This window comes from Paenibacillus sp. J31R34 (assembly GCF_059383715.1).
Genome location: NZ_JBXENU010000007.1, coordinates 408,167 through 431,783 on the forward strand (window position 1 = coordinate 408,167; position 23,617 = coordinate 431,783).

The 23,617-nt window shown below is 48.1% G+C and carries 21 protein-coding genes, 5 tRNA genes and 1 pseudogene; 6 read left to right on the plus strand and 21 right to left on the minus strand.

Translation table 11 applies throughout. From position 1 onward, the window contains the following. Nucleotides 1-52: 52 nt before the first annotated feature. The 5 genes from AC50YG_RS21215 to AC50YG_RS21235 form a co-directional block, all read right to left on the minus strand. Complete coding sequence (locus tag AC50YG_RS21215; RefSeq protein WP_473762357.1) at nucleotides 53-865, minus strand: carbohydrate ABC transporter permease; 813 nt, start codon at nucleotides 863-865, stop codon at nucleotides 53-55. Nucleotide 866: 1 nt separating this feature from the next. Then, complete coding sequence (locus AC50YG_RS21220) at nucleotides 867-1,778, minus strand: carbohydrate ABC transporter permease (RefSeq protein ID WP_494829324.1); 912 nt, start codon at nucleotides 1,776-1,778, stop codon at nucleotides 867-869. 97 nt (nucleotides 1,779-1,875) lie between these two features. After that, nucleotides 1,876-3,195, minus strand: a complete 1,320-nt coding sequence (locus AC50YG_RS21225; protein ID WP_494829326.1) for an ABC transporter substrate-binding protein — start codon at nucleotides 3,193-3,195, stop codon at nucleotides 1,876-1,878. 180 nt (nucleotides 3,196-3,375) lie between these two features. Next, nucleotides 3,376-5,121: a cache domain-containing sensor histidine kinase gene (locus AC50YG_RS21230; RefSeq protein ID WP_494829328.1), complete on the minus strand. Its 1,746-nt coding sequence runs from the start codon at nucleotides 5,119-5,121 to the stop codon at nucleotides 3,376-3,378. Between the two features lie 18 nt (nucleotides 5,122-5,139). Further along, nucleotides 5,140-6,693 (minus strand): response regulator transcription factor, encoded by a 1,554-nt coding sequence (locus tag AC50YG_RS21235; protein ID WP_494829330.1) that lies wholly within the window; start codon nucleotides 6,691-6,693, stop codon nucleotides 5,140-5,142. A 178-nt stretch (nucleotides 6,694-6,871) separates the two neighbouring features. Between AC50YG_RS21235 and AC50YG_RS21240 the strand changes: the two genes are divergently transcribed. From AC50YG_RS21240 to AC50YG_RS21250, 3 genes and pseudogenes are all read left to right on the plus strand, one after another. Continuing rightward, nucleotides 6,872-7,570, plus strand: a complete 699-nt coding sequence (locus AC50YG_RS21240; RefSeq protein WP_494829335.1) for an S-layer homology domain-containing protein — start codon at nucleotides 6,872-6,874, stop codon at nucleotides 7,568-7,570. 224 nt (nucleotides 7,571-7,794) lie between these two features. Then, nucleotides 7,795-9,148 (plus strand): annotated as a pseudogene (locus AC50YG_RS21245) (IS1182 family transposase). Between the two features lie 342 nt (nucleotides 9,149-9,490). After that, nucleotides 9,491-10,405, plus strand: coding sequence for a stalk domain-containing protein (locus AC50YG_RS21250; RefSeq protein WP_494829339.1), 915 nt, complete (start codon nucleotides 9,491-9,493; stop codon nucleotides 10,403-10,405). Nucleotides 10,406-10,496: 91 nt separating this feature from the next. On the opposite strand, the gene AC50YG_RS21255 is transcribed toward AC50YG_RS21250, so the two are convergent. The 7 genes from AC50YG_RS21255 to AC50YG_RS21285 all read right to left on the minus strand — a co-directional run bounded on the left by AC50YG_RS21255 (nucleotide 10,497) and on the right by AC50YG_RS21285 (nucleotide 14,218). Then, nucleotides 10,497-12,224, minus strand: a complete 1,728-nt coding sequence (locus tag AC50YG_RS21255; RefSeq protein ID WP_494829341.1) for a DUF4127 family protein — start codon at nucleotides 12,222-12,224, stop codon at nucleotides 10,497-10,499. A 918-nt stretch (nucleotides 12,225-13,142) separates the two neighbouring features. Continuing rightward, nucleotides 13,143-13,227 (minus strand) — tRNA-Leu (locus AC50YG_RS21260). Nucleotides 13,228-13,255: 28 nt separating this feature from the next. Next, a tRNA-Lys gene (locus AC50YG_RS21265) sits at nucleotides 13,256-13,331 on the minus strand. An 18-nt stretch (nucleotides 13,332-13,349) separates the two neighbouring features. Continuing rightward, a tRNA-Glu gene (locus AC50YG_RS21270) sits at nucleotides 13,350-13,424 on the minus strand. Between the two features lie 87 nt (nucleotides 13,425-13,511). Further along, nucleotides 13,512-13,600, minus strand: a tRNA-Ser gene (locus AC50YG_RS21275). Between the two features lie 5 nt (nucleotides 13,601-13,605). Further along, nucleotides 13,606-13,681: transfer RNA gene (locus AC50YG_RS21280), tRNA-Asn, on the minus strand. A 54-nt stretch (nucleotides 13,682-13,735) separates the two neighbouring features. Continuing rightward, nucleotides 13,736-14,218 (minus strand): SprT family protein, encoded by a 483-nt coding sequence (locus AC50YG_RS21285; RefSeq protein WP_494829343.1) that lies wholly within the window; start codon nucleotides 14,216-14,218, stop codon nucleotides 13,736-13,738. A gap of 226 nt (nucleotides 14,219-14,444) precedes the next feature. Here AC50YG_RS21285 and AC50YG_RS21290 point away from each other — a divergent pair, with 226 nt between their 5' ends. Together AC50YG_RS21290 and cmpA are read left to right on the plus strand one after the other, a co-directional pair. Further along, nucleotides 14,445-14,795 (plus strand): hydrolase/acyltransferase, encoded by a 351-nt coding sequence (locus AC50YG_RS21290; protein ID WP_494829345.1) that lies wholly within the window; start codon nucleotides 14,445-14,447, stop codon nucleotides 14,793-14,795. 78 nt (nucleotides 14,796-14,873) lie between these two features. Further along, complete coding sequence (cmpA, locus tag AC50YG_RS21295; RefSeq protein WP_099516750.1) at nucleotides 14,874-15,026, plus strand: cortex morphogenetic protein CmpA; 153 nt, start codon at nucleotides 14,874-14,876, stop codon at nucleotides 15,024-15,026. 80 nt (nucleotides 15,027-15,106) lie between these two features. Here the strand turns inward: cmpA and AC50YG_RS21300 are convergent, their stop codons facing one another. The 6 genes from AC50YG_RS21300 to uptA form a co-directional block, all read right to left on the minus strand. Continuing rightward, entirely contained in the window at nucleotides 15,107-15,748 is a 642-nt protein-coding gene (locus AC50YG_RS21300) for a nitroreductase family protein (RefSeq protein WP_494829348.1), read from the minus strand. Between the two features lie 146 nt (nucleotides 15,749-15,894). Then, on the minus strand, nucleotides 15,895-16,359 hold the full coding sequence (locus AC50YG_RS21305) for an RrF2 family transcriptional regulator (RefSeq protein ID WP_473758414.1): 465 nt from the start codon (nucleotides 16,357-16,359) through the stop codon (nucleotides 15,895-15,897). A gap of 101 nt (nucleotides 16,360-16,460) precedes the next feature. Then, complete coding sequence (locus tag AC50YG_RS21310) at nucleotides 16,461-18,692, minus strand: Tex family protein (RefSeq protein WP_494829394.1); 2,232 nt, start codon at nucleotides 18,690-18,692, stop codon at nucleotides 16,461-16,463. Between the two features lie 249 nt (nucleotides 18,693-18,941). Further along, nucleotides 18,942-19,577 carry an MBL fold metallo-hydrolase gene (locus AC50YG_RS21315; protein WP_445933831.1) on the minus strand — a complete coding sequence of 212 codons (636 nt, stop codon included), beginning with the start codon at nucleotides 19,575-19,577 and terminating at the stop codon, nucleotides 18,942-18,944. A 32-nt stretch (nucleotides 19,578-19,609) separates the two neighbouring features. Beyond that, the gene (locus AC50YG_RS21320; RefSeq protein WP_494829350.1) at nucleotides 19,610-20,176 is read right to left on the minus strand and encodes a thioredoxin family protein; all 567 of its coding nucleotides are present in this window, start codon (nucleotides 20,174-20,176) and stop codon (nucleotides 19,610-19,612) included. Nucleotides 20,177-20,235: 59 nt separating this feature from the next. Next, entirely contained in the window at nucleotides 20,236-20,844 is a 609-nt protein-coding gene (uptA, locus tag AC50YG_RS21325) for an undecaprenyl phosphate transporter UptA (protein ID WP_341281437.1), read from the minus strand. Nucleotides 20,845-20,991: 147 nt separating this feature from the next. On the opposite strand from uptA, the gene AC50YG_RS21330 reads away from it, so the two are divergent. Next, a complete protein-coding gene (locus AC50YG_RS21330; protein ID WP_473758409.1) occupies nucleotides 20,992-21,303 on the plus strand; it encodes a dehydrogenase in 312 nt (103 codons plus the stop codon). A 102-nt stretch (nucleotides 21,304-21,405) separates the two neighbouring features. Here AC50YG_RS21330 and AC50YG_RS21335 read toward each other — a convergent pair whose 3' ends face one another. From AC50YG_RS21335 to cls, 3 genes are all read right to left on the minus strand, one after another. After that, nucleotides 21,406-21,585, minus strand: coding sequence for an H-type small acid-soluble spore protein (locus AC50YG_RS21335; protein WP_341281435.1), 180 nt, complete (start codon nucleotides 21,583-21,585; stop codon nucleotides 21,406-21,408). Nucleotides 21,586-21,610: 25 nt separating this feature from the next. Further along, nucleotides 21,611-21,817: a hypothetical protein gene (locus AC50YG_RS21340; protein ID WP_473758407.1), complete on the minus strand. Its 207-nt coding sequence runs from the start codon at nucleotides 21,815-21,817 to the stop codon at nucleotides 21,611-21,613. 88 nt (nucleotides 21,818-21,905) lie between these two features. Beyond that, complete coding sequence (cls, locus tag AC50YG_RS21345; RefSeq protein WP_494829360.1) at nucleotides 21,906-23,351, minus strand: cardiolipin synthase; 1,446 nt, start codon at nucleotides 23,349-23,351, stop codon at nucleotides 21,906-21,908. Nucleotides 23,352-23,617 lie beyond the last annotated feature (266 nt).

The window sequence follows — 23,617 nt, forward strand, 5'->3', positions numbered from 1 at the left end:
CCCTATAGACACACTTAGGCGGCAGCCAGATTATGCTGGCTGCCGCTCCTCACTACCCTTTGACCGCACCACCGGTCAAGCCTTTAACGAGCGTCTTTGAACCAAACATAAAAATAATAATGAGTGGCAGCGTGCCAAGCGTCAGCCCCAATATACTAGCCGAATAATCGGTTCGGAACACCGTAGATAAATTCGCGATGCCCAGCGGCAGCGTGTACAACGATGGCTCGTTCAGCGTAACGAGTGGAAGCAAATAGTTGTTCCATGAGCCAAGAAAAGCAAGCAGCCCCAGCGTGCTGAGCGCAGGCATCAGAAACGGTGTTACAATCCGGAAAAAGATCGTCAGCTCGCCACAGCCGTCAATTCGCGCGCTTTCGATGACCTCGGTCGGTACGCTGGATTCACTGAACTGCGTCATGAAAAACACGCCGAACGCATTGTTTAGCGCCGCAATGAGCAGCGGAATATGCGTATTGTTCAGATGGAAAAACTTCATTTCCATAACAAACGCAATGAGACCGAGCTGGCCAGGAACCATCATTGTACAAAGAATGACGAGGTACAGCACTCTTTTTCCTGGAAACCTGAATTTGCCGAAGGCATAACCTGTAATCGACGACATAACTACCGAAATAGCAGTAAAAAGGACGGCAACATAGAAGCTGTTCCAGTAATTAAGCAGAAAATCACCGGACAGCACGGTTTTTAAATTTTCGAGTAAATATCTGCCGGGCAGCAGCGGAAGCTGCTTAAACAGATCCTCAGAGAAATACGTCCCCATGACGACCATAATGTAGAACGGAAGCAGGAACAGGATCGTAATTAGAGACAATATGATGATGACGGACCATTTGGATACTCTCATATTAGCTCTCCTTCCGATTTAGCCATTTGATGCCGACTAGTGAGAACAAAGCGATAAACAGGAAGGTCGAATACGCGATTGCTGCTCCCTTGCCATATTTAAAGGACGAGCCGTTGAACGCAGCATCGAACATGTACCAGATTGGCGTAAACGCCGAGCCTTCCGGTCCACCTACGAGCGACGAGCCCGAAGCCCAACCGCTGAACATCAGCATCGGCTCCTCAACAAGCTGCAAGCCCCCAATGATCGAAGTAATAATCAAAAAGAGATTGATTGGTTTAAGCAGTGGAATCGTAATGTGCAAAAACACATCCTTTGGTGAAGCGCCGTCTACAACAGCCGCCTCATAAACGGAAGGCTCCACACTCGCCATGCCCGCGCAGTAGAACATGATGAAATAACCGAGGTTTTTCCAAAAAAGCATCAAAATAATAATCCATCTCGCTGTATCCGGTTCACCCATCCAGTTGATTTTTTCACTGATGAGGCCGATTTGGACGAGGAAATTGTTCAGCATTCCGCCCTGCCAATCGAATACCATTGCAAAAATAATGCCAATCGCGACCGGAGTCGTCATATATGGGGTGAAAATGCCCAAGCGAAAAAAAGCTTTGCGGCGGATGAATTTGCTCTCAATCAGGCTTGCACACAGCATGCCCACAATAATAAGCGCAGGCAAATACGCGACTAAATAAAGGAGTACGTTCCCCAATGATTTCCAAAAGTATTTGTCATGCAAAAATAATTGCTTATAGTTGTCCAGTCCAACAAAATCATGATTGCCGAACAAATCCCAATTCGTAAAGCTGATATACAGCGTAAACAATAGCGGGAACAAGCCGAATACGGCATAGCTTAAAAAATACGGAGCCACAAACAGATACGGCCATTTATGTTTCGTTAATGCTTTCATTCTCTCCCACTTCCTCTCTCTGCTGTCCTAAATGAACGATAACCGGCGAGCCTGTCCGCCGGTTATCCATGTCCGTACTGCTGCTTAAACGATGAACCTATTTAAAATTGATTTCCGGATGATTTTTCTGCAGCTCCTGCTTCCAGTTCTCAAGCGCCTGCGCTGCGGTATAGGAAGGGTCCTTCGTAAACGTCTGCATCGCCAAGGAAGAAGCGTTATAAATATCTTGGTCGAATCTCGTGTATGGCTTCGTCTTCATAGCCGGCAGCACTTTTTCCGTCCAGAACAGTCCCAGATCTTGACCGCCATAATAGGAGTTTGCTCCAGAAGAGAACAAGGCTTTATCTTCAAACAACGACTTGAGCGGCACTAATGATTCATCAATCTTCATGTTAAGCTCGCCGCCCTCTTTGCTAGCCACAAACCATTCCAAGAACTTCCATGAAATTTCTTTATTTTTCGAGCCTTTCCAAATGCCGAGCGATGTTCCACCGTAGCTGTAAGCGCCGCCTGGCGGAACCATCAGTCCCCATCTGCCATCGCTGCTTTTGTCATTTGGCTCGATAACGAATTTCGGCGTCCAGTTTGCAGCCGGGTAGAACAATATATTGTCTTGTGCATACGATGCATTCCATGTTGGCGACCACATATCCAGCTTTGCTGTAATATCGGCATTACGAATGTTTTCAAGTGTGGAGAAAACCGCCGTTACGCCGTTCGTATCCACTTCATCGCCTTTAATAAACTGCTCCGGATATTGCGGATACACAATCGTGTAAGCATCCATCATGCCAGCAAGCATCACTGTTTTACCGCCGCTCTTCTCTTTAAGCTCCTTGCCTTTGGCAATGAACGAGTCCCAATCCGGGAACATCGCTGCCAGCTCATCCGGATCATCGGTGCCAAAATATTGCTTCGCCAGATCGCGCTTGTAAGCCATCGCTCCCGGTGACACTGACCACTCCATCGATACGAGCTGTCCTTTGTCATTTTGCAGATGAGGCACTACCGCATCAAGCAGCAATGATTTATCGAAATTGTACGGTGCTCCACCCAAATCATCGAGAATGTCCAAAGCGAACAATGCGCCGCGGAAGCCCGCCTCGCCCCAAATAATATCAGGCAGATCGCCGCCGGCTGCAACGGACGTTTGAATCTTTTTCAAATAGTCCTTGGCCGAAACCTCTACGAAATTGATTTTAATGTTTGGATATTTTTTGCTGAAGGCTTCAACTGTCGGCGCTTGAAACTCTTTGCTCCAGCCCCACATCGTAATGGTGCCGGAATCCGCTGCCCCGCCTTCTTGCGCTCCCTTATCCGAGCCGCCGCTGTTTGAGCCACAGCCTGCCAGCAAGGCCAGCATGATAACGAGTGACAGCATCATTGCCCAAGGTCTTTTTCTCATTTTGCTTTGCATGATTGTACTCCCCCATTTGTAATTTCGTAATCTGCTACTTTCATTGCTTGCTATAGGGCTCGCGATGAACTTCGTCCCGATGCCTTAGCACTTCTTCAGTGTATAGGGCGTACAATAGACGCACAACGCAACAAATCGATGGTTTTGTATAAAATCCGATGGTGCACCGTCTAGCTTTGGCTACAGTGCCGGCTGCTCGCTAGTGAAAGGAAGACGAAGCAGCAGCTCCGTTCCCGAACCTTTCGTATGCCCCATTTCCAGCCCATAGGCCTCTCCGCATAAATAACGAATGCGTTGATCAATGTTGCGGATACCGATGTTTTTTGTTCCTCTGCCGCTTGCTGCTTGTACAAGCTCCGTATCCTGGTCACGCAGCAGCCCTTCTAAAATCGCCGCATCCATCCCAATGCCATTATCCGTTACAGCAAGCAGCAGCGTTTCCGCCACCCGCCTTGCCCTAATCCGAATCAACCCGCCGCTCTCCATTTCCGACAAGCCATGAAAAATCGCATTTTCCACCAAGGGCTGCAGCAGACTCCTTGGAAGCCACACCTCAAGCAGCTCTTCCGGCACATCCCACTCCAGCTCGAAGCGCTCCGCATAACGATATTGCTGAATCGTAGCATAATGCTCGATTAAGCCTTTTTCTTTTGCAAGTGTCGTATACAAATCTTGCCCGCCAACATGGACGGCATCCTGCATAATGCCAATAAAAGCCTCGACCATGCTTTCGATTGCTTCAAAGCGTCGCTTTCGCGACAAATAAACGACCGTATTCAGCGTATTGTATATAAAATGGGGATTAATCTGGGCAAAAAGCAGCTCGGCGGACATGCGCCGCTTCCATTTTTCCTGCTCCCGCTGCTCCTCCATTTGCCGTTTAATGCTGTGCGTCATCGATTCAAAGCCATTTTTCAAAACCATCAGCTCATCCCCGCTGTTGAAATCGAGCTGAACGTTGTAATTGCCAAGCGATACCTGCTTCATCGCCCGCGACATCGACGAGATCGGACGTGTCATGCTCGATATAATCGGCGTAAACATCAGGAAGCAAAGGACGATACATATCGCAATGAACACGAAAAAATAAATGCTCGCCGTCTGAATCGAATCATAAAAGCGATCACGCGAAATGAAGGTGATGATGGACCAATCCGCATCCGGCAGGCTTTTGCTCAAATAAAATCCCTTCTGCTCCACCTTCTCAGGAAGCGCCTGGCTAGCTTGTTCAAAAATAATGGCATGCTCCTCATCGCCGAAGCCATGATTTTGCAAAAAGCTCGTTCCCCCGCTCACCCAGGCATAGCGGTCAAAGCTCAGCTCCAAATAATCCAAAATGCTCGTAAAAGCCTCCTGTTTAATATTGAGCAGCAAAATGCCCCCGCCCGCCGATTCATTTACGCGGATAAAAAAGCTGATGACCTGCTTGTTATCAGAATCCAAGGAATTATGGGGCGCGGTGAAGCCGCTTTTGACAGGCTGCTTGATCGCATCCTGGAACCAAGGCTTATTCAGCTCTTCCTGGTAATAGGAATCGAAGGAAAGAGAGGACATGAATACCTTGCCATCCGAGCGGACAATGGCGGAGGAATCCAAATAATCTCTTAGCACATTAAACTTTCGGAGCTGCTGTACGACATCCGAATAGGCGGAAAGCTCGCTGTATATCGAATCATATTTCGTCTTGGCTATAAAACGCTGAATGATCTCGTCATTCGTCATATTCGCGGAATATTTGCGAATGTCGTCAATAAGCTGATTCATCCGCACCTCCGTCTGCTGCAAATGAATTTCGCCGTCGTGGACCGTCTGCCGTTCCAGCAGTGAATAAAAATACCCGAATGCCAGCAGCCCGCACGCCGTCAAGGATAAAGTAACGATAATAATAACGCTGCCTAAAATTTTATATTTAATTCTGCGCTTCACCTTTGGCTCACCGTTCCCCTACATGTAATCTTTTGGATGCTTGGACGTCGCCTTCTTGAACACTTGGGAAAAATATTGGCTTGATTTGTAGCCGACCATCTCCGACACCTCGTAAATTTTATATTGTCCTTGCTGGAGCAGCTCCTTCGCCTTCTCTATCCGGTATTCGGTCATGTAATCAGAAAGGGTCTGTCCCGTCTCCTTCTTGAATACAGCGCGCAAATGGGCGCTGCTAATTTGCAAATGCTGGGAGAGCAGCTCCAGCGACAGCTCAGAATGGCTATAATGCTTGCGTACATACTCCATAGCCTTTAGCACCCAGCGGGAGTAAGCCTGCCTAGCAGCTACAGAGGCTTGAATGAGCTTCAGCAACGCGGCTTTAACCTCTCCGCTGCTGCGTCCTAAAGCATAGCTCGTTTCCACTTGGTACCGCTCGCTGAGCTCACGCCCAAGCTCTCGCAAAACATGGCGAAGCGCCTTCTCATCTTGATTTTTGTCAAGCTGCTCGTTCCAAAGCTTGTCCAGCTGGCGCGCAGCCTCCTCCGCCTCTCCCTCTGCAAGCGCCTGAAGCACCCGCCTTAACGCCGATTGCAGCAGGCCGAATGCAGCCCCCTCGACTGTGCGCTGAGGAGCTGATGGAAGCTGGGCATTAGGTTGTATTTGAGTCGCCACAACAGCACCTGGCATTTGAAAAATACCGCTCATTGACATTTGGCTCAGCCTGCGGAAGCTGCTGTGCAATGCGTTTCGCTCGGATTGCAGCACCACATACAGATTCGGCCTTGCGGCCTCCTTTTTAAACGCTTGAAGCTGATTTTGCAGCCAACGAGAAAAGTTCTGCACCTCATTCCAGCAATATAAATAACTTTGATGGACAGGAAGCTTAAGGATAAATACTAGCCCTTCCTCATCGGCCGCAAAAGCAGACAGCCACTGCAGCTCCATATGCTGATCCGCATACAGATTTTCTATAGCTTTTAGCTGATCATCATCAAGCGGCGGCCGTTCAGGTAGCGTCTCTCCTCCTAGCGTGTAAACAGGGGGAGTTTTCATATACAGCATGACAAGGGAACCGCTCAGCTCCTCCAGAAAAGGATGCAGTTCCTCGATTGCATCGATATCGTTCAGCTGCTCTTTGCCCAGCACGACATCCGAAATGACACTGCGCTTCGATCGACTTAGCCGCGTGCGCTCTGAGCGCAGCTCCTCTTTGATGCGCAGCAGCTCGCCGAGCAGACGGTTCTGGCTTATTTCATGCTTCAGCACATAATTGGCTGCTTTCATCTCCAACGCCTGCCGCACATAATCAAAATCACGATACGCTGTCAGAAAAAGTAGCCGAGTCCCCGGCTCAGCCTCCTGTATTTTCCGTCCCAATGACAGTCCATCCATATGGGGCATTGAAATATCGGTAATCACAATTTTTGGGCGGTGCTTCAAAAATAGTTCAAGCGCTTTCAAGCTGCTTGTCGTCTTCGCCACAACACGAAAGCCATGCTGCTCCCATGGCACCAATTCATATACATTTTCCAAAGCCAACGGCTCATCATCCACGAGTAATATATCCATCATGCTCACCCTTCTTCGCCAGCTCGCGCATGTGCGGAGCCCTCCTCATACTTTGCTTACATTCAAACATACTAACGGGATATATTCAAACCGCAAAAATGTTTTTTTGCAACCTTTTTTTATTTGTCTCGTCTGATACGATGTAAGCAGCAAGCAAAATTTCACATTGAGGTGATGTACAATGAGAATCAAACATAAATTTGTTATATTATCCGCTACTGCTCTGTTGGCGATATCTTTTGCCAGCCAAAGCTTCGCGGCCTCTACTCCTTTCAATGATGTTAATCAGTCTTCTGTTAAAGATAAAATTGCTTCACTACAGGAGAGGGGAATTGTTAAAGGCGTGAGTGCTGACGAGTTTAAACCAGATGCTGCCATTACAGCAGCCCAAGGCATTCAATTGATTGTGAATGCACTGAATTTGAACATCGATAACATCAGATTTTTCAAAGCACCGCTAGCGACGGACTACTTCGCCAAAGCCAGCAATGACGCCTGGTATGCAGACGCCCTAATCATCGCGGCGCATAATGGACTTGAGCTGCCAGCCGATCTTGACCCCGCCAAGCCATGGACCAAAGAGGAGTTTATCCAATATTTGATGAAAGCTGCCGAGGTTACAAACAACCTGCCGCTCATCAACATTAAGCCGCTCGAATTCGCCGATGAAGCCGATTTGGACGTACAGTATCAAGGGGCCGTTCAACGTGCGCTTGTGCTAAAAATTGCGGAGCTAGATGCGGACGGCAAGCTTAATCCGAAAGAGGAGATTTCCCGCGCCGATGCCGCAGTTCTGACCTATAATGTGCTGGAGTATATCGCTGCGCACCCAGCTCCGACTCCTGCCCCTGTAGAGCCGGAAACAGGTGCTGCTGAATAAGCTGAAGTGTTTCTAGAAATAGCACCGAACGGTGATTTTATAGTTGTGATGCCTGCACCAACAGTATTGAAGTAAACACAAAAACAGCCCGTCCTCTAAAGGGATCGGGCTGTCAGGCTGTCGAGAAAGTCTCGACAGCCCTCTTTATAAGTATTTGATTTAACACGGCACCGCGTTACTATGGTATAATTATAGTAACTTATACGAACGGAAGGTGTCGCCCTATGCTGCGTTCTAATCGAGATAAACAACAAAGTTACGAGTTCGTTTCCATTGAAGACTTAGTACCTGCTGATCATATGCTTCGCAAGATTGACAAGTATATTGATTTTTCCTTTATTGATGAAAGGTTCGACATCTGTATTCACAAGATAATGGGCGCCCAGCCATTGATCCGCTGGTTCTTTTTAAGATGATCTTTCTGGGTTATTTCTACGGAATTCGTTCCGAACGTCAGCTTGAACGCGAAGTACAAACGAATCTCGCGTATCGTTGGTTTTTAGGACTGGGATTAACGGATCGTGTGCCTGACCATACCACGATTAGTTGGAACCGGCGTACGCGGTTTAAGGATACCTCTGTTTTCCAAGACATCTTCGATGAGATTGTGCTGCAAGCCATCTCGCATCGTATGGTCGGCGGTCGTGTGCTGGTTTCGGATTCGACCCATATTAAAGCGAACGCGAACAAAAACAAATACACGAAAGAACAAGTGAAGCAAAACACAAGAGATTATCTCAATGAGCTAAATACAGCCGTTGAAACGGATCGTCAAACCCAAGGAAAAAAGCGCTAAAACCACGGGAGGAGGTGAACGAGGACAAGGAAGTGAAGGTGAGTACAACGGATCCAGACAGCGGATACATGTTTCGGGAAGGCAAGCCTGAAGGCTTCTTTTATCTGGATCATCGCACCGTTGATGTGAAGTACAACCTCATTACCGATGTTTTCGTAACCGCAGGCAATGTCCATGATTCCGTCCCGTACCTCTCTCGATTAGATCGTCAGCGTGAACGCTTTGGTTTTGAGGTAGAAGCGGTTGCTTTAGATTCAGGCTATATGACCACACCGATTTGCAAAGGACTGGAAGCACGTAAAATCTTTGGTGTCATCGCCCATCGCCGGTTTCACCCTACGCAAGGGTTGTACCCGAAATGGAAATTCACGTATGAGGCTGAGCGCAATGTGTATCGCTGTCCCGAGCAGCAGGAGCTGGTGTACCGCACGACGGATCGTCACGGTTACCGACATTATGCGTCGGATCCGAAGCAGTGTGCAGCTTGCCCGATGCTCGAAAAGTGCACGCGATCTCGCAACAAGCGAAAGATCGTCACCCGGCACATCTGGGAGAACAGCAAGGAGAAGGTGCGATTAAACCGCCTCAGCAAGTCAGGCAAAAGGCTGTACCGAAAACGAAAAGAGACGATTGAGCGAAGCTTCGCGGATGCTAAACAGCTCCATGGGTTTCGCTATTGCCGGTTGCGGGGGCTGCGCAATGCTACGGAGCAAGCGCTGATGACCGCAGCCGTGCAGAACATGAAGAAGATCGCCCTCCATCTTGAAAGGAGGGCCAAATAGGGGAATCCTTCTCCTTTAGCTTCGTTTGGATCCAAAAAACAAAGAGAAACCCAAGCGTCTTGGAACAAGACGTAGGGTTTCTCGACGATCTGACAGCCCGTCCTCTAAAGGGATCGGGCTGTTTTTGTGTTTAAGTATATTTAGTTAATTATAGCAGGTCAACAATTAAACATTTCCTCTAGATCAACAATTAGGAAATTAGATATATACTCTTTTTCCTATATCCTATATAATTAAAAACAGATAATAGTTCTTTATAACTGCATAAACAGGATTAAACTCTCATAATCCATCGTCATTAAGTTCTATTTATCTATATAATCACATTTAGGGGGATAAGAAGTGTATATTAAAAAGTCTTTTTTTGTATCATCTTTAGTAGCATGCGGCTTGGTATTTGGAACAGTCGGAATTTTTGCAGCAAGTGGCGTCGAGAAAATCCAAGTATTTCTCAATCACGATATTAAATTCCTTGTTAATGGTTCTTCTTGGACACCTAAAGATAACAACGGCAAAGTAATGGCTCCTATTGTATATAACGGATACACCTATTTGCCAGCAAGAGCAGTATCCGAGGCAGTGGGTGCCAGTGTCAAATACGAAAGCAGCTCGCAAACGATTCAAATTACAGCTAGTGGAGCTTCTTCCAACGATGGTGTTCCTTATAATGACGATACTGACGGTACAGGTACTAGTCCAACTGCTACACCTGCTCCTTCTGCAAAACCGACTGCAACGCCTGCTCCTTCTGCGAAGCCAACTGCAACGCCTGCTCCAAACAACACATCGTCATCCAGTTTTAAAACAAAATGGCCCGCAAATGTGAGTGTTAGCGCGGTAAGTAAAGAAAACAAAACACAAGTAGTTCAACTACTCAAATATTTCTCGGCTGCTTTGGAAACAAATGACTATAGCCAATTTAATAGCTACGTAGATAAATATGTTGAAGATAAAACTGAAACTAATAAGTATTTCGAAGGCAAAGAATATTCAAAAAAATTATTCAAAGATACAGTAGAAAGTCTTCAAAAAGCCAATGATAAGAACACAATCAAGAAATATGCAGCTGCTCTAAAATCAGCTACCGTTTCTAATATTACAGATGGCATTGCTCCTTATAAAAGCGTTTATAGTATGGATGTCAGCTTTAACTTTATACCCGAAGATTTTTCTGCATACAGCAGCACCTATGTATATTTTAAATATTCAACTTTCGATGACGGATCATTTGGCTTAAGCAGCATTGATATTCATTAAGACTGCATTATAAGATCAGCTAAAAAATAGAGCCTGTATGATTTACATTCCTTATAATAAGGAATGTAAATCATACAGGATTTTTCCATTTTTAACAAGAATCATGTTGTCTTCGTAACTTGACGTCTGGCACCACCGTAATTTCAAAAGCGCGATCCCAAATGAATTTTGGATTATCCAGCTTTAAAACAACACGAGTATACGGTGCAAGCGACCATCTTCCATCACAAATTTGACGAATCGCGCAGGCCGGAGCTGCCGAGCCAATACCGAAAGCCTTTTGCTGAGCAAGCGTAACCGTATTCGTCTGCATCCGGCCCTGCAAAAGCGTGGTCAACAGCTCGTAATCGCTAGCGGTATTAAACAGCCGCATGTTTTGGTCAGCCGTAACATTCGTATATGGCGAGCGCCCTCGCGACTCGGTGCGCACCTCGGCAATTGTGATGACCTTGTAATAATAGTCTTTCAGAAAACGCTTGAACAGCAGCGAGCCGTGTGCATTCATTGCCTCGTCGAGAGCAGCAGCACGCGTCTCCATCGTCAGGCAGGCATAGCGTGACTGCGCCATGCCTAATGCCATCCCCATTTTATTGCCTGCTGTATTCCAGCCGCTATAGCCAAGCAGACTGCCTGTGTACTTACAATCCAGCAGCTTAGTCGTAACGGCCTCATTCGCCGCACCGCCGCCGGTAAAATCAATGACAATCATCGGCAGCATACTCGAAGCATTTGCCGCTACACGGCTCACCGCATTCTCCGCCTGATCAACCGCCGTAATCGCGATAATTTCCATATCGCTTTCGACGCCTTCCCCGCAGTCCACCGCTACCCCACCCACGATATCGATATGGCGCAGCAGGTTTTGGTGTACATCCATATATTCATAGGGGTTCACGATCGTTGATCCATCCGGGCCAAAATATCGAATCGCAAAGCGCGGCTTGCCGTTCACGCAATAGAGCTTCTTCGCCATTCGCGCCAGCAAGGAATGTCCTAAACCATCGGCATCTGGCAAAATAATAGCCCGCTCCGGATTTTGCCCATCCGTGCCGCCCAGCCACGCATTGATCCTATTTTCCACAAAAGCGATTTCATTCGCCTGAATCCCGTCAATATAAGCATCGTCAACACCAATAGCGAGAAAGTCGATATACCCTTGACGCGCAAGCTGATCCAGCATGTAATACGTCGTCGTCAATTTGTGGCGTTTCGCATTATAATACTGCTCCTTATCCACGTAGACGGTGTCAGGAAAGTTTGTGCCATCCGGCTGAATATCATAGCCATTCAAAATATCCAGCAGCTCACTCTCCGGCTTGCGCGGCTTCTGCATGAGCGTACGCGTCTCCGTGTAAGCCGGCATCGCCAACCCTTCTACAAAGACGGTAGATGCCAGCCTCATGATCGTGTCGAGCACATAGATTGGCTTATACGGATAAGCCTGCTTTACCTCGCGAATGACATCCAGCAGCTCAGTCGACTGGGCATCGTAGGCTGGATACGTTCCGTCAGCAGTAGCGCGCATGCGCCTGCTCCCAATAAGTCCGCCATACACGAGCATATCCAGAGAGATAATAAAACCATCCACCTTGGAGGCATGGTGTAAAATAAATCGGCGAATATGCTCCGGCTTGCCAAATGTCGGGTCAGATGTACCGATCACCAGTGTTCCGTCTGTCGTCATTTGCGAATCGAGCCGATTGCGAACATCTCCTGCAGGTGGCACAACCACTTGAATGCCAGCAGCTTTGCCTTGCAAAATAATATCGTCCAAATTCGCTGGACGGTCGTCGAGCGGAATGTATAATACCTTTTTCATTTCAATCACTCCAACAAATAAGGGTAGGCACATCTCATTTCAATGTCTTGTACCTTCACTTATGTAGGTAACCATCTCGGTAGAATAACAACCAGAAAAATAATTTAATTGTACAGCACAGCTATCAATCGCCTCAGAAAAACTACACGTCAAACATAATCCTTCTATTACCGGGAATATCACACCTTATGAAGGTGAACACACGTGCCGAAAAGCTGCTCTATGCCCTTCGTTTCAGGGGCATCCCTGCACAAAGATAGATTTGGTGGACACAGCAGCCGCTATTTCAACAGAACTACGGGTTATGGCACAAGCTGCGGACCCAGGAGCCGCTAATGTGCTGCAAATAGTTATTTTGAAGGAATGATGAGGGTGATAACGGATTTCCTGTCCGCTTACGGCCTGAAATCGGATCAAAAGCGAGAATAGCGGAACCTCAGTCCTTCAAAAAAGGAGTGAGCGTCCCACCCAAGGCTGCTTGGACTCAGCAACAATCGCAGGCTGCGGGTCTCCAGCCTTAAATCGTAAAGGAATTTCCCTCGAATAAGTGCTAAGCTAGGAGCAGCAGGCCGACTCTGGTTTGCATAAACACCCTAGAAAAAATTCAAAAAATTAAAGAAGCTATTTTCGTTTTAAGTTACCGCCTACAACAATTTTATTGCGACCTGCGGCCTGTTCCAATCGTTGATGTTCCCTTAATTCGCTTGAAATTCAAGTTCATTTGAAAACCTTTGGAGCCCCAAAGAATAAGCAGATTATAAAAGAGCAACTTAACATCTGCTCCTTTATGCAGCGGTGAGCTGTGGATATGTTGAAACAAACCAATAACACTTATTCCTCTAGGGCATTTCGGAAAAATAAGTTAATCAAAATAAAAAAGAAGCCTTGAACATCAAGGCTTCTGGAAGTTTTAAGTTATGGTGCGGTAGACAGGATTTGAACCTGCACGTCCATTGGACACTACCCCCTCAAGATAGCGTGTCTGCCGTTCCACCACTACCGCACATTTAGGGAAGTCTTACAAGAAAAAATGGTGAGTCATGTAGGATTCGAACCTACGACACCCTGATTAAAAGTCAGGTGCTCTACCAGCTGAGCTAATGACTCTCATTTAGAAAAAATAAATGGTGACCCGTAGGGGACTCGAACCCCTGTTACCTCCGTGAAAGGGAGGTGTCTTAACCACTTGACCAACGGGCCTTAATTGTCGCACACAGTGATATTAGGCGTAAAAAAAAGACCGGCATGTTGAACGGCCTTCCGTTACAATCACTTTGAGAAAAAATATGGCGGAGAGGAAGGGATTCGAACCCTTGCGGCTGTTACACCCTAACGCTTTAGCAAAGCGCCCCCTTCGGCCTCTTGGGTACCTCCCCATATGTGGCTCCCCGAACAGGACTCGAACCTGTGACAACTCGATTAACAGTCGAGTGCTCTACCAACTGAGCTATCAGGGAATACTTTGTTTTTCTCAGTGTTGCCTGTGAACCGCGGCGACAAGTAATAATTTATCATGTATCTGAATTTAAGTCAAGCGTTTTTAAAAATAATTTTCCGCGACATTTTCCACACGCATATTTAGCGGGATTTATCCGCCTTTTTCGCATGTATTCCATTCCACATTCCTTGCATACCAGCTTGTACCGAAACGGCTCAACACGGCGCTCCGGCAGCGATTGGCAGTACCTCGATCCACCCACCTGAGCAAGCAGCCGCTTAAAATCCTCATCGCGGTGCCGATAGCCTCGTTTCAATATATGCAGATGATAATGACACAGCTCATGCTTAATTATTTTTTCTGTTTCCTCCACTCCGAACGTCGAAAGCTGATAAGGACTAATTTCAATATTATGCGACTTCATAAAATATCGCCCACCTGTTGCCTTCAATCGGCCGTTAAATGTTGCCAGATGCTTGAATGGCCGTCCAAAGCTTTTGAGGGACACCCGCTCCACCCATTGCTGGAGCTCCTCGTCTTTCATCGTCTGCACCATAAATCATGATTCTCCCTTGTTCATTTGTTCTCTTGCACTCTAGTTTGCCAAATAAAATAACAACCGTAAAGAGGCCGGAAAAAGTGTAGCGGAAACCACTTCGTTTTTCTGGCATTTTTGCTGCCCATACGCTACACTGTCAAGTAGTGATGCACTTTTATGGCACGGCAGCAATAAACGGCTGCATGATGCAGCGAATGTTTTGAGGGGAGAATCCAATCATATTATGCCAACGATGCGTTTTGTACTAATGAAAAACAATGATCAGGTCTTCTTTGTAGAAATGCCTGATACGCATGCCTATCAATTAAGCGCCCTTAACCTGCGCCTGCACAAGGAGCTGGACAAGCTTACTGCTGAGCAGGTGCCTGCGCTTCCATATGCGATTGCTGAATGTGACCGCTTAGAGCTGCACGACAGCTCGATTCGCATTGCTTCGGGCTTAGACTACATTAACGAGCTGGAACGCGAATTTGCGGCTGTTAAAGAGTCTGCCTACCCGCTTATTGCCCTGCTCACGGAAATTCGTGCGCTGCAAGCTCAGCTTGAGCAGTGGTACGAAGATGAAATCGGCTAAATAGGACCTGCACGGACATTCGCCCTTCCCCATATGGTAGTAATACATCAGGGATGACCGGGAGGAGGGCGATCCGCAATGCCGCAATGGCTGTGCAATCAAATGATGCGTGCGTTTCATAAGAAAGATCGCAGGCAAATTAAGCTGCTTAATGAATGCTGGTATTTTTATCGCAGCAAGCAAAGCACCAAGGATACGGATAACAACAACGAACTTACGATTCGCCATTGAGCGTCATAGTACAGCAATGAAGCCTCCGGCTCCCACTCATTGAAGTGGATGCCAGAGGCTTCTTCGTTTGCTGCTATAAATTACATTTTGTTAAAAAACGTAATATCGTTGATCGGCAGACGCGTGCTCGGATGGCCGGTTTGGGAAGCTTTGCCGATTGGCAGCAAAATGTTCAAGGCATAACGCTCTGGAATGTTCAGCAGCGCTCTTACTTTATCGCGATCGTAGCCGCCCATAGGTACGGTATCGTATCCTTTTGCTTTGGCCACTTGCATAATTTGCATCGATACGAGACCTGCATCAAATACAGTCACTTCATGCAGACGCTCTTTCGGAATGGAAGTGTAAAGCTTCTGAGAGTTTGCAGCGAATGATTCGCTCATCTCCTTAGTCATAAGTCCAGCTTCTGCCATTGATCCATAAATGGTCTCAGCATTCTTATACATTTCCTGATCGCCTAAAACGACGATAACAGCTGCTGCGTCCACAACCTGCTGCTGGTTGTTCGAGATTGGCAGCAATTGCTGTTTAATAGCCTCGTCTGTTACAACCAGAAAACGCCAAGGCTGCATGTTCGACGACGATGGTGCTTTTGCGGCAATTTCCAAAATTTCCGTAATTTCCGCTTCCGTCATTTTTGCGGTATTGTCATAATGGCGCACCGAGCGGCGATCGCTTAATACTTGATAAAAAGCTTGGCTTTGTTGTGTTTGTACAGTCATGATAATTCCCTCCAAAGTATCGTTTATATAAGTGCAATTCTTACTGTGCAAAATATAACACAGTTAATTTCAAAAAAACGTCTGCTTCACAAGCAATAGTATAGTACTCCATCCACTCACTTGTCAATCGTATATTTCTAACTATTTTATAGTTGGTTATCTATTCCCTTTTTAAGATCGCATACCCGTCTCGTCAGCTGTTCAATTGTCCCTTGACCCAGCATAGCGAGCGCGCTATTTTTTACTCCCTCAGAAATTTCGCCAAAGGCTTGGCGCATTTCCTGTCCAAATTCATGCTCTCCTGTCGTCTGCTCCAAGCCTTTGCATAGTGGCTCCCCTAGTTGAAGCGCCAAATACACATCTGCCAGCGTAATTGCGCCTGCAGAGCGGCTTAGCTTGTAGCCCCCGTCCTTGCCTTCCTTCGTTTCCAACAGCCCCTCACGGGCAAGCTCCGCCATTACGCGACGCAGCAATGTCGGTTCAACCTGAAGTCGTTTTGCAATTTCAGCGCTTGTGCAGGGCTGATCCTTATGAGCAAGTACGACGAGCGCCTGAAGCGCTATGCCAAACCATTTATGATGGGGAAAAGTGCTGCATTTCTCGGCTTGCATAGATGCTCATCCTCTCTGTTACTTTACAAGGCAACTCATGATAATCCCTATTAAGTATGACGGACTTGCCGACAATCGGCAAGTCCGTCTTTAAGCTTTTATTAACCAGGCTTGCGCATCGTGAGGCCAACACGCCCTTTTTTCACATCTACAGTCAGTACCCAGACGGTAACGGTGTCCCCTACAGATACAACGTCCATCGGGTGCTTCACAAATTTATCGCTCAATTGGGAAATATGGACGAGCCCGTCATTTTTAAGCCCAATGTCGATAAATGCCCCGAAATCGATAACATTGCGGACCGTGCCCTTCAGCTCCATGCCCGCGGTCAAATCCTCCAGATTCAGCACCTCGGTATGAAAAATAGGAGCGGGAAGCTCCTCCCGCGGATCGCGTCCAGGGCGCAGGAGGCTGTCTGCAATATCGCGCAGCGTCGGAACGCCGACGCCTAGCTCGGAAGCGACAGCAGCCACATCCAGCTCCGTCAGCTTCTGTTTAAGCTCTTCTGTGCCGAGCTGGTTCAGCTTAACGCCTAAATGGGCAAAAAGCTTGTCCACGACCGCATACGACTCGGTGTGAATTGGCGTAGCATCCAGCGGATTCGCCGCTTCAGGAATGCGCAGGAAGCCGATACACTGCTCGTAAGCTTTCGCGCCTAGCCGCGGCACCTTTTGCAGCTGCGCGCGCTTCACGAAACGGCCATTCTCCTCGCGGTATTTGACGATGTTGCGGGCCGTCGTAGCATTAATGCCCGCAACATAGGATAGCAACGACGCTGAAGCCGTATTAACGTCTACGCCTACATGGTTTACCGCCGACTCTACGACAGCGCCCAAGCTTTCATCCAGACGCTTCTGGCTGACGTCATGCTGGTATTGGCCGACGCCGATTGCCTTTGGCTCAATCTTGACGAGCTCAGCTAGCGGGTCCTGCAGCCTGCGTGCAATGGACACGGCGCTGCGCTCAGCAACGTCAAGAGCTGGGAATTCCTCGGCAGCAAGCTTGGAAGCCGAATACACGCTTGCCCCTGCCTCGCTGACAATAATATATTTCAGCTCAAGACCAGGCGCGGCTTGGCGGGCTTTAATCAGGTTCGCAATAAACTGCTCCGTTTCCCGTGAAGCCGTCCCATTGCCAATGACAATCAGCTCGACTTTATATTTATCAATCAAGCCATTAATTAAACGCTCCGCTTCCACTACTTTATGGTGAGGCGCAGTTGGGTAGGATACCGCTACTTCCAGCAGCTTGCCTGTATCGTCGATGACCGCCAGCTTGCAGCCCGTGCGGAACGCAGGATCGACGCCAAGCACGACATTGCCGCGAACGGGCGGCTGAAGCAGCAGATTGCGCAGATTTTCCGAAAAAATCGATATTGCATGCTCCTCCGCTTTATCCGTCAGCTCACCGCGAACCTCGCGCTCAATAGACGGTGCTATCAAGCGTTTATACGAATCCTCAATAACAGCTGCAAGCACGCTTCGCACCGTTTCAGCTGTATGATTCCGCAAAATTTTACGGCCAACATGCTCATGAATACGCTCAGTAGACAACTCGAACGCCACCTTCAGCACATCCTCGCGCTCGCCGCGGTTAATCGCCAGCACGCGGTGAGGAGGCAGCTTTCGCAGCGGTTCATTATAGCTGTAGTACATTTCGTATACAGACTCCGCTTTTGCATCTCTTGCTTCGGTACGGATAAGCGAGTGATCAAACGTATGCTTTCGCACCCAGGAGCGAATCGAAGCATCATCTGCTATATTTTCAGCCAAAATATCCATGGCCCCTTGCAGCGCTTCCTGAGCGCCGGGAACACCCTTGGCCTCATCTATATATTTGGCAGCCTCGGCGAGAGGCTCGCCTTGGCGCGGCTGCGACCAAAGCCACTGCGCAAGCGGCTCTAAGCCCCGCTCCTTCGCCACGCTCGCTCGCGTCTTGCGCTTCTGGCGATACGGCCGGTATAAATCTTCAATTTCCTGAAGCTTAACGGCGGCGTTGATCGCTAAGCTCAATTCCTCGGTCAGCTTGCCCTGCTCGTCGATAAGCCGAATAACCTCGCGCTTGCGTTCTTCCAAATTTCGCAAATATTGCAGTTTTTCCTCAATGGCTCTAAGCTCAGTCTCGTCCAGCTCGCCCGTCATTTCCTTGCGATATCTGGAAATAAAAGGTATCGTATTGCCTTCATCCAGCAAGGAGACAGCCGCTTTAACTTTCGTAACCGGGATAGCTAGCTGGGCGGCTACGCCTTTAATAATCCGTTCATTTTCCGCAGCTATTTGCTCCGCTGTCCGTTCCACCTTTCCAGTTGGTCCATCGAGCGCTTCACTCGTTATATTCGTCGTCGTATTTGCCAAGCGTTACGCACCGTCCTTTTTGCATTTTCATAGCCTGCTTATTTTGCCGCAGGCGGGCTTCTCCCTATTTTACCATTATGTTGGGCACGTGTTCAAAATCATTGAACCTTACAGGCTACACAAACCCGCATACCTTCCTCAGGCAGCACAAAAACCGCCAGCCGCAAGCGGCTAATGCCACGCTGGCTGACGGTTATATTGCCTCTCTCATAATTCTTGCTTAAACAATTAGCGCGTAAACGGGTTATTCGCCTTCTCAAAGCCAATCGACGTTCGCGGACCATGTCCCGGATAAACTTTGACCTCATCAGGCAGCTTGTAAAGCTTGCCCTGAATGGAATCGTATAAATCCCGCTCGCGACTGCCCGGCAGGTCGGTACGTCCAACGGAGAGCCTGAACAGCACATCGCCGGAAAAAAGATCGCTGCCGCGCAGGAAACTCACGCTGCCTGGCGAATGTCCTGGCGTATGCATGACGCGGAATTTCTCGCCCAGCAGCTCCAGCGTCATCCCTTCATCCAGCGCATATTCCGCTGGATCGGTCGTCAGCGGCGGCGTTACCTCCTGCCAGCGCAAAGAACCATTTTTCCCAGCATCCGTCAGCCAGTCGGCCTCCAGATCGTGAATATAAACCGGACAGCCTGCCGCTTTGCGAACCTCGTCCACACCGCCCATATGATCGAAATGGGCATGGGTGAGCAAAATCGCCTCAATATGCGTATCCGCAATCCGCTTCAGCAGACCTTTCGGGTTCATGCCCGGGTCAATGATGAGGCCACGTTCCTTGCCTGTTTCCTCATCCTTTACCGTGAGCAGATAGCAGTTCGTCTGGAGAGGCCCCAGCGCAAATGACTCAACTCGCATTTCACTCATCATCAATGCTCCTATTCTCCTATTTAGAACGACTCCAGCAGGTCGCGCAGTTCCTTCACAATAACCGAATGATAGCCTGTGCCTTCGCCATAACGGCGGCCCATTTCCTGGCGGACAAGTCCAAGCTTCTCTTGATAATCCGCTGCTTCACGGTCTGGATTTTCCAGCTTGAACGCTGTCATCGCTTCTTGAACATGCTTAGGACGCGGTCCCCATTGTCCAAGCACATGTCCACCCGTATCGGCAATAATAACAATCGGCACCGCACGGCCGCCCATCGTCAAAAACTGCTCCATCGTATCGAGATGCTCCTCCATAATGAGCACCTCTGTTGGAACGCCGCTATTTTCAAGCGCACGGAATACAACTGGAATATTGCGAATGACATCGCCGCACCATTCCGCCATCAAAATCAAGACGCGCAAATCGTCGCGGTTGTTCAGCGATTCGAAATATTCACGATCGCTTTCATCCGTCCAAGCAAACTGGTTGTACCAGTCTTGAAAAGCCTCTTTATTTTTCTCCATGCCGTCGATGAATTGCTGCGGGCTGATGCCTTTGTTCAATTTTTCTGCTACGCTTTTGCTCATATTCATTTACCCTCTTTCTTCTGTTATATGTATTGTAAAGCCATGCGTGTCAGGCTGCATTACACCGATTTTTTACGTGATTTTCTAATTTTATAAAGCGAATAAATAATGATCAGCAATACGGCAAGAATAATAGCCGGAAGCACATAATCCTTTGATTGCTCATGAATATTTTCCCAATTCTCGCCAAGCGAGAAGCCCAAATAGACGAACAATAGCGCCCATGGCAGGGATGCTGCTGCAGTAAGAATAGTAAATAGCCAAAAATTCATTTTCGCCATGCCTGCGGGAATCGAGATGACCTGACGCATAACGGGAACGAAACGGGCTGTAAACACAATGCCGGAGCCATATTTTTTGAACCATTCTTCGGCAAGATCGACATGCTTCTTTTTAATCTTAATATACTTTCCGTATTTCTCCACCAGGGGACGTCCCCCGTATCTTCCGAATGCATACAAGATCCAATTTTGCCCAACCGCGCCAAGCGTCCCAAAAAAGACGGCGCCTGCGTAGGAAATTTCGCCTTTGTACACCAAGTAGCCGCCAAAACCGAGCACGATCTCGCTTGGAATGACCTCCATCAGCAAACCGATCAAAATGCCAAAGTAGCCAAGGCTTTCAATCCATAAGAGCAGTGCATGCAAAATCTCCGAAATCCTATCCATCACGCTTGTCTCTCACATCCTCTCTAAACTACTGCTTCGTCTGTTATTCTACCACACGGAAGGAAGGCTCATCCAGTCGAAACGATGCAGGTGACGATCATACAGGCGGAAGCATACATATAGAGGATAGAGAGGAGTCGGTCTGCCATGAAGCCTACTGCCCAGAAGCATGATTCAAGCCTGCCTACCGCTCGTAAAATAAGGCGTGCCTGCAGCAATGAGCTGTACCGTACGGCCAAACGTTTGAAGCTGTGGGTGTCTAAAGAAAAGCATGATCAAGCGGAAAATTTATATTTTAAAAAGGTGGCTGTCCATCTGCTGTGGATTCACGAGCATAAAAGCAATCGCAAGCTGCTCGCCGATTGGTGGGATGAGAACGTCTCCGCTGAAATCGCCGAGCTATGGGAGACGGATCAAGCAAAGCTTAGCGTTGCCTTTCGTGAATCATTTGGCGGGTAAGGGCATACGAAAAGAAGCAGGGTATCATCTGCAGGCAATCAGCCTCTCCGAAATACCCTGCTCTTCACGCTTTTGTTAAGAACGCACAGCTTGCAGCCGCGGCTACTCTTCCCTTAGCCGTTCCAATGAAACGGTCTCCGTATTTAATGGATTGGAGCCAACCTGTACAGTCGCCATATTATTAGCTATATCCACATGCTCAATCCAGACGGATTTGCCATCGAGCTGTACGGCAATGGTTTGTGATGAATCATAAATTTGCTTGGCGCGCGAAGCGTCCATTAGGTTCCCTCCTTTTGCTTGATTGCTATCTTCCTTCTTCCTCCATCGTATCGGTCGTCGATTCATCAATAAGGCCATTATGAGGCGTTACATTGCCTCCTCCGAGCCCTTCGTTCACCATACGGTCAATATCCATAAAATAATCGGAGCGCCCTTCGTGCTCGGCATCAACGCCAGCATTCGCTGACACATTCTGATCTTCGGTTGTCGGCTGTTCATTTCCATCTGCCATCGTTTTCCCTCCTTCCTTCATACGTTCTGCTAGCCTACTTGCAAAATATGCCCAGACCACAGCTGTTTCATTCATCAACAAAGAGCAGCTACAACAACGGGGACAGCATATGCGCCGCGGCTTCCGCCATCTTTTGCTTAGCAGGACGTTTCGTAAACTCAGCCAAGCTCAGCTCATCGCTGTCTTGCTCATCCTGCCGAAAATCCCTCTTCAGCTGTGCAATTGAGCCGGGATCAAACAAAAGCGCATTTTGCTCATAATTGTTGTAGAAGCTGCGCATGTCCATATTCGCCGTTCCTACTGACGCCAGCATGCGATCAATGATGAGCACCTTGGCATGTATAAAGCCTTTTCGATAGCGAAAAACCTTAATTCCCGCCTTGAGCAGCGGCTCTACATAAGACAGCGTAGCCCACAATACAAGCTGTGAATCACCTTTGCCCGGAATAATGATTCGTACATCGACGCCGCTCAGCGCAGCTACCCGAAGCGCCATCAGCAGCCCAGGATCGGGTATAAAATAGGGCGTCGACAAGCAGATGCTTTCTTTCGCTGCCATTACCGAAGCGACGACTGATTCCAATATCGGCTCCCCGATTTGATCGGGGCCTCCGGGCGTAATGAGTACCGGGTTATGGCCGTCGCAATGATGCCTAGGCATATATCGTTCATCGTCCAGCTCCTCATGTGCAGCGAAAGCCCAATCGCTCCTGAACAGCTGCTGCAAAAAATAAACCGCGTCACCCTCCAACTGCACATGGGTATCCCGCCAAAATCCAAGCTTCGGATTCCCCCCCAAATACTCATCGCCTATATTAATGCCTCCAACGAAGCCGGTTATGCCGTCGATGACTGCGATTTTACTGTGATTGCGGTTGTTCAGCCTCCGTTCATACCATGCATGGCGCGGCGGCAAAAAACAGCTTGTCTGAATGCCAGCAGCAACAAGCTCGTGAATATAGGCTTGGCTTATATTCATACTGCCGATGCCGTCATACAGCACGCGTACCTCTACCCCCGCCTTTGCCCGCTCGATTAAAGCTTGCTTGAAGCGCTGTCCGATTCCATCATCCCGTATCGTATAATAATCGAGATGAATATAGCTCTTAGCCCGCCTAATTGCCGCCAAGATCGCTTCGTAGGTATCCTGTCCATTTTGCAGCACATGGACTTTGTTGCGCAGCGTAATACAGTGCCCCTTCGAAGCCGTCAACAGCCGGAAAAGCTGTTCTTGCCCATCCAGCTCTGGACTTCCAAGCAAATCGGTGAAGCTTTGCGCGTTAAACGTCAGCTCCCCCGCTAGGAGCAGCTTCTCTTGAGCGAGCCGTTTATGTGTATGGCTGCTTTGGCGATTCACTGGCCGTGCGAGCAGCAGATAAAGCACAATTCCCAAAATCGGCAGCAGCATCGTAATCGTCAGCCAGGCCGCTAAGCGTGCAGGCCTGCGATATTCCATGGCGAAGATAAATACAAATTGCAGTAAATAAAGCCCTAGAACGATGGCCAGGGCTATTATAATCAACCAACCGGACATGAAGGTCCCCCTTGTTGTGCCGCTCGTTTAAAACGCCACAAACCTACTAACTTGTGCAATGTATTATAAACAATCAGCTTGCAGTTACAATCCTGTTTGTTTAGTGTCCGCGGTTCATCAATCCATTATTCCCTTGTTTACACATAAAACAACACGAGGGTGTCTCAAAAGCCATAGGCTTTAGAGGCACCCTCTCTTCAATGTTTTGAAATCTGTAAAAAACAAAGAAACCAACCTTTGGTAAAATGGAGGTACCACCCAACCAT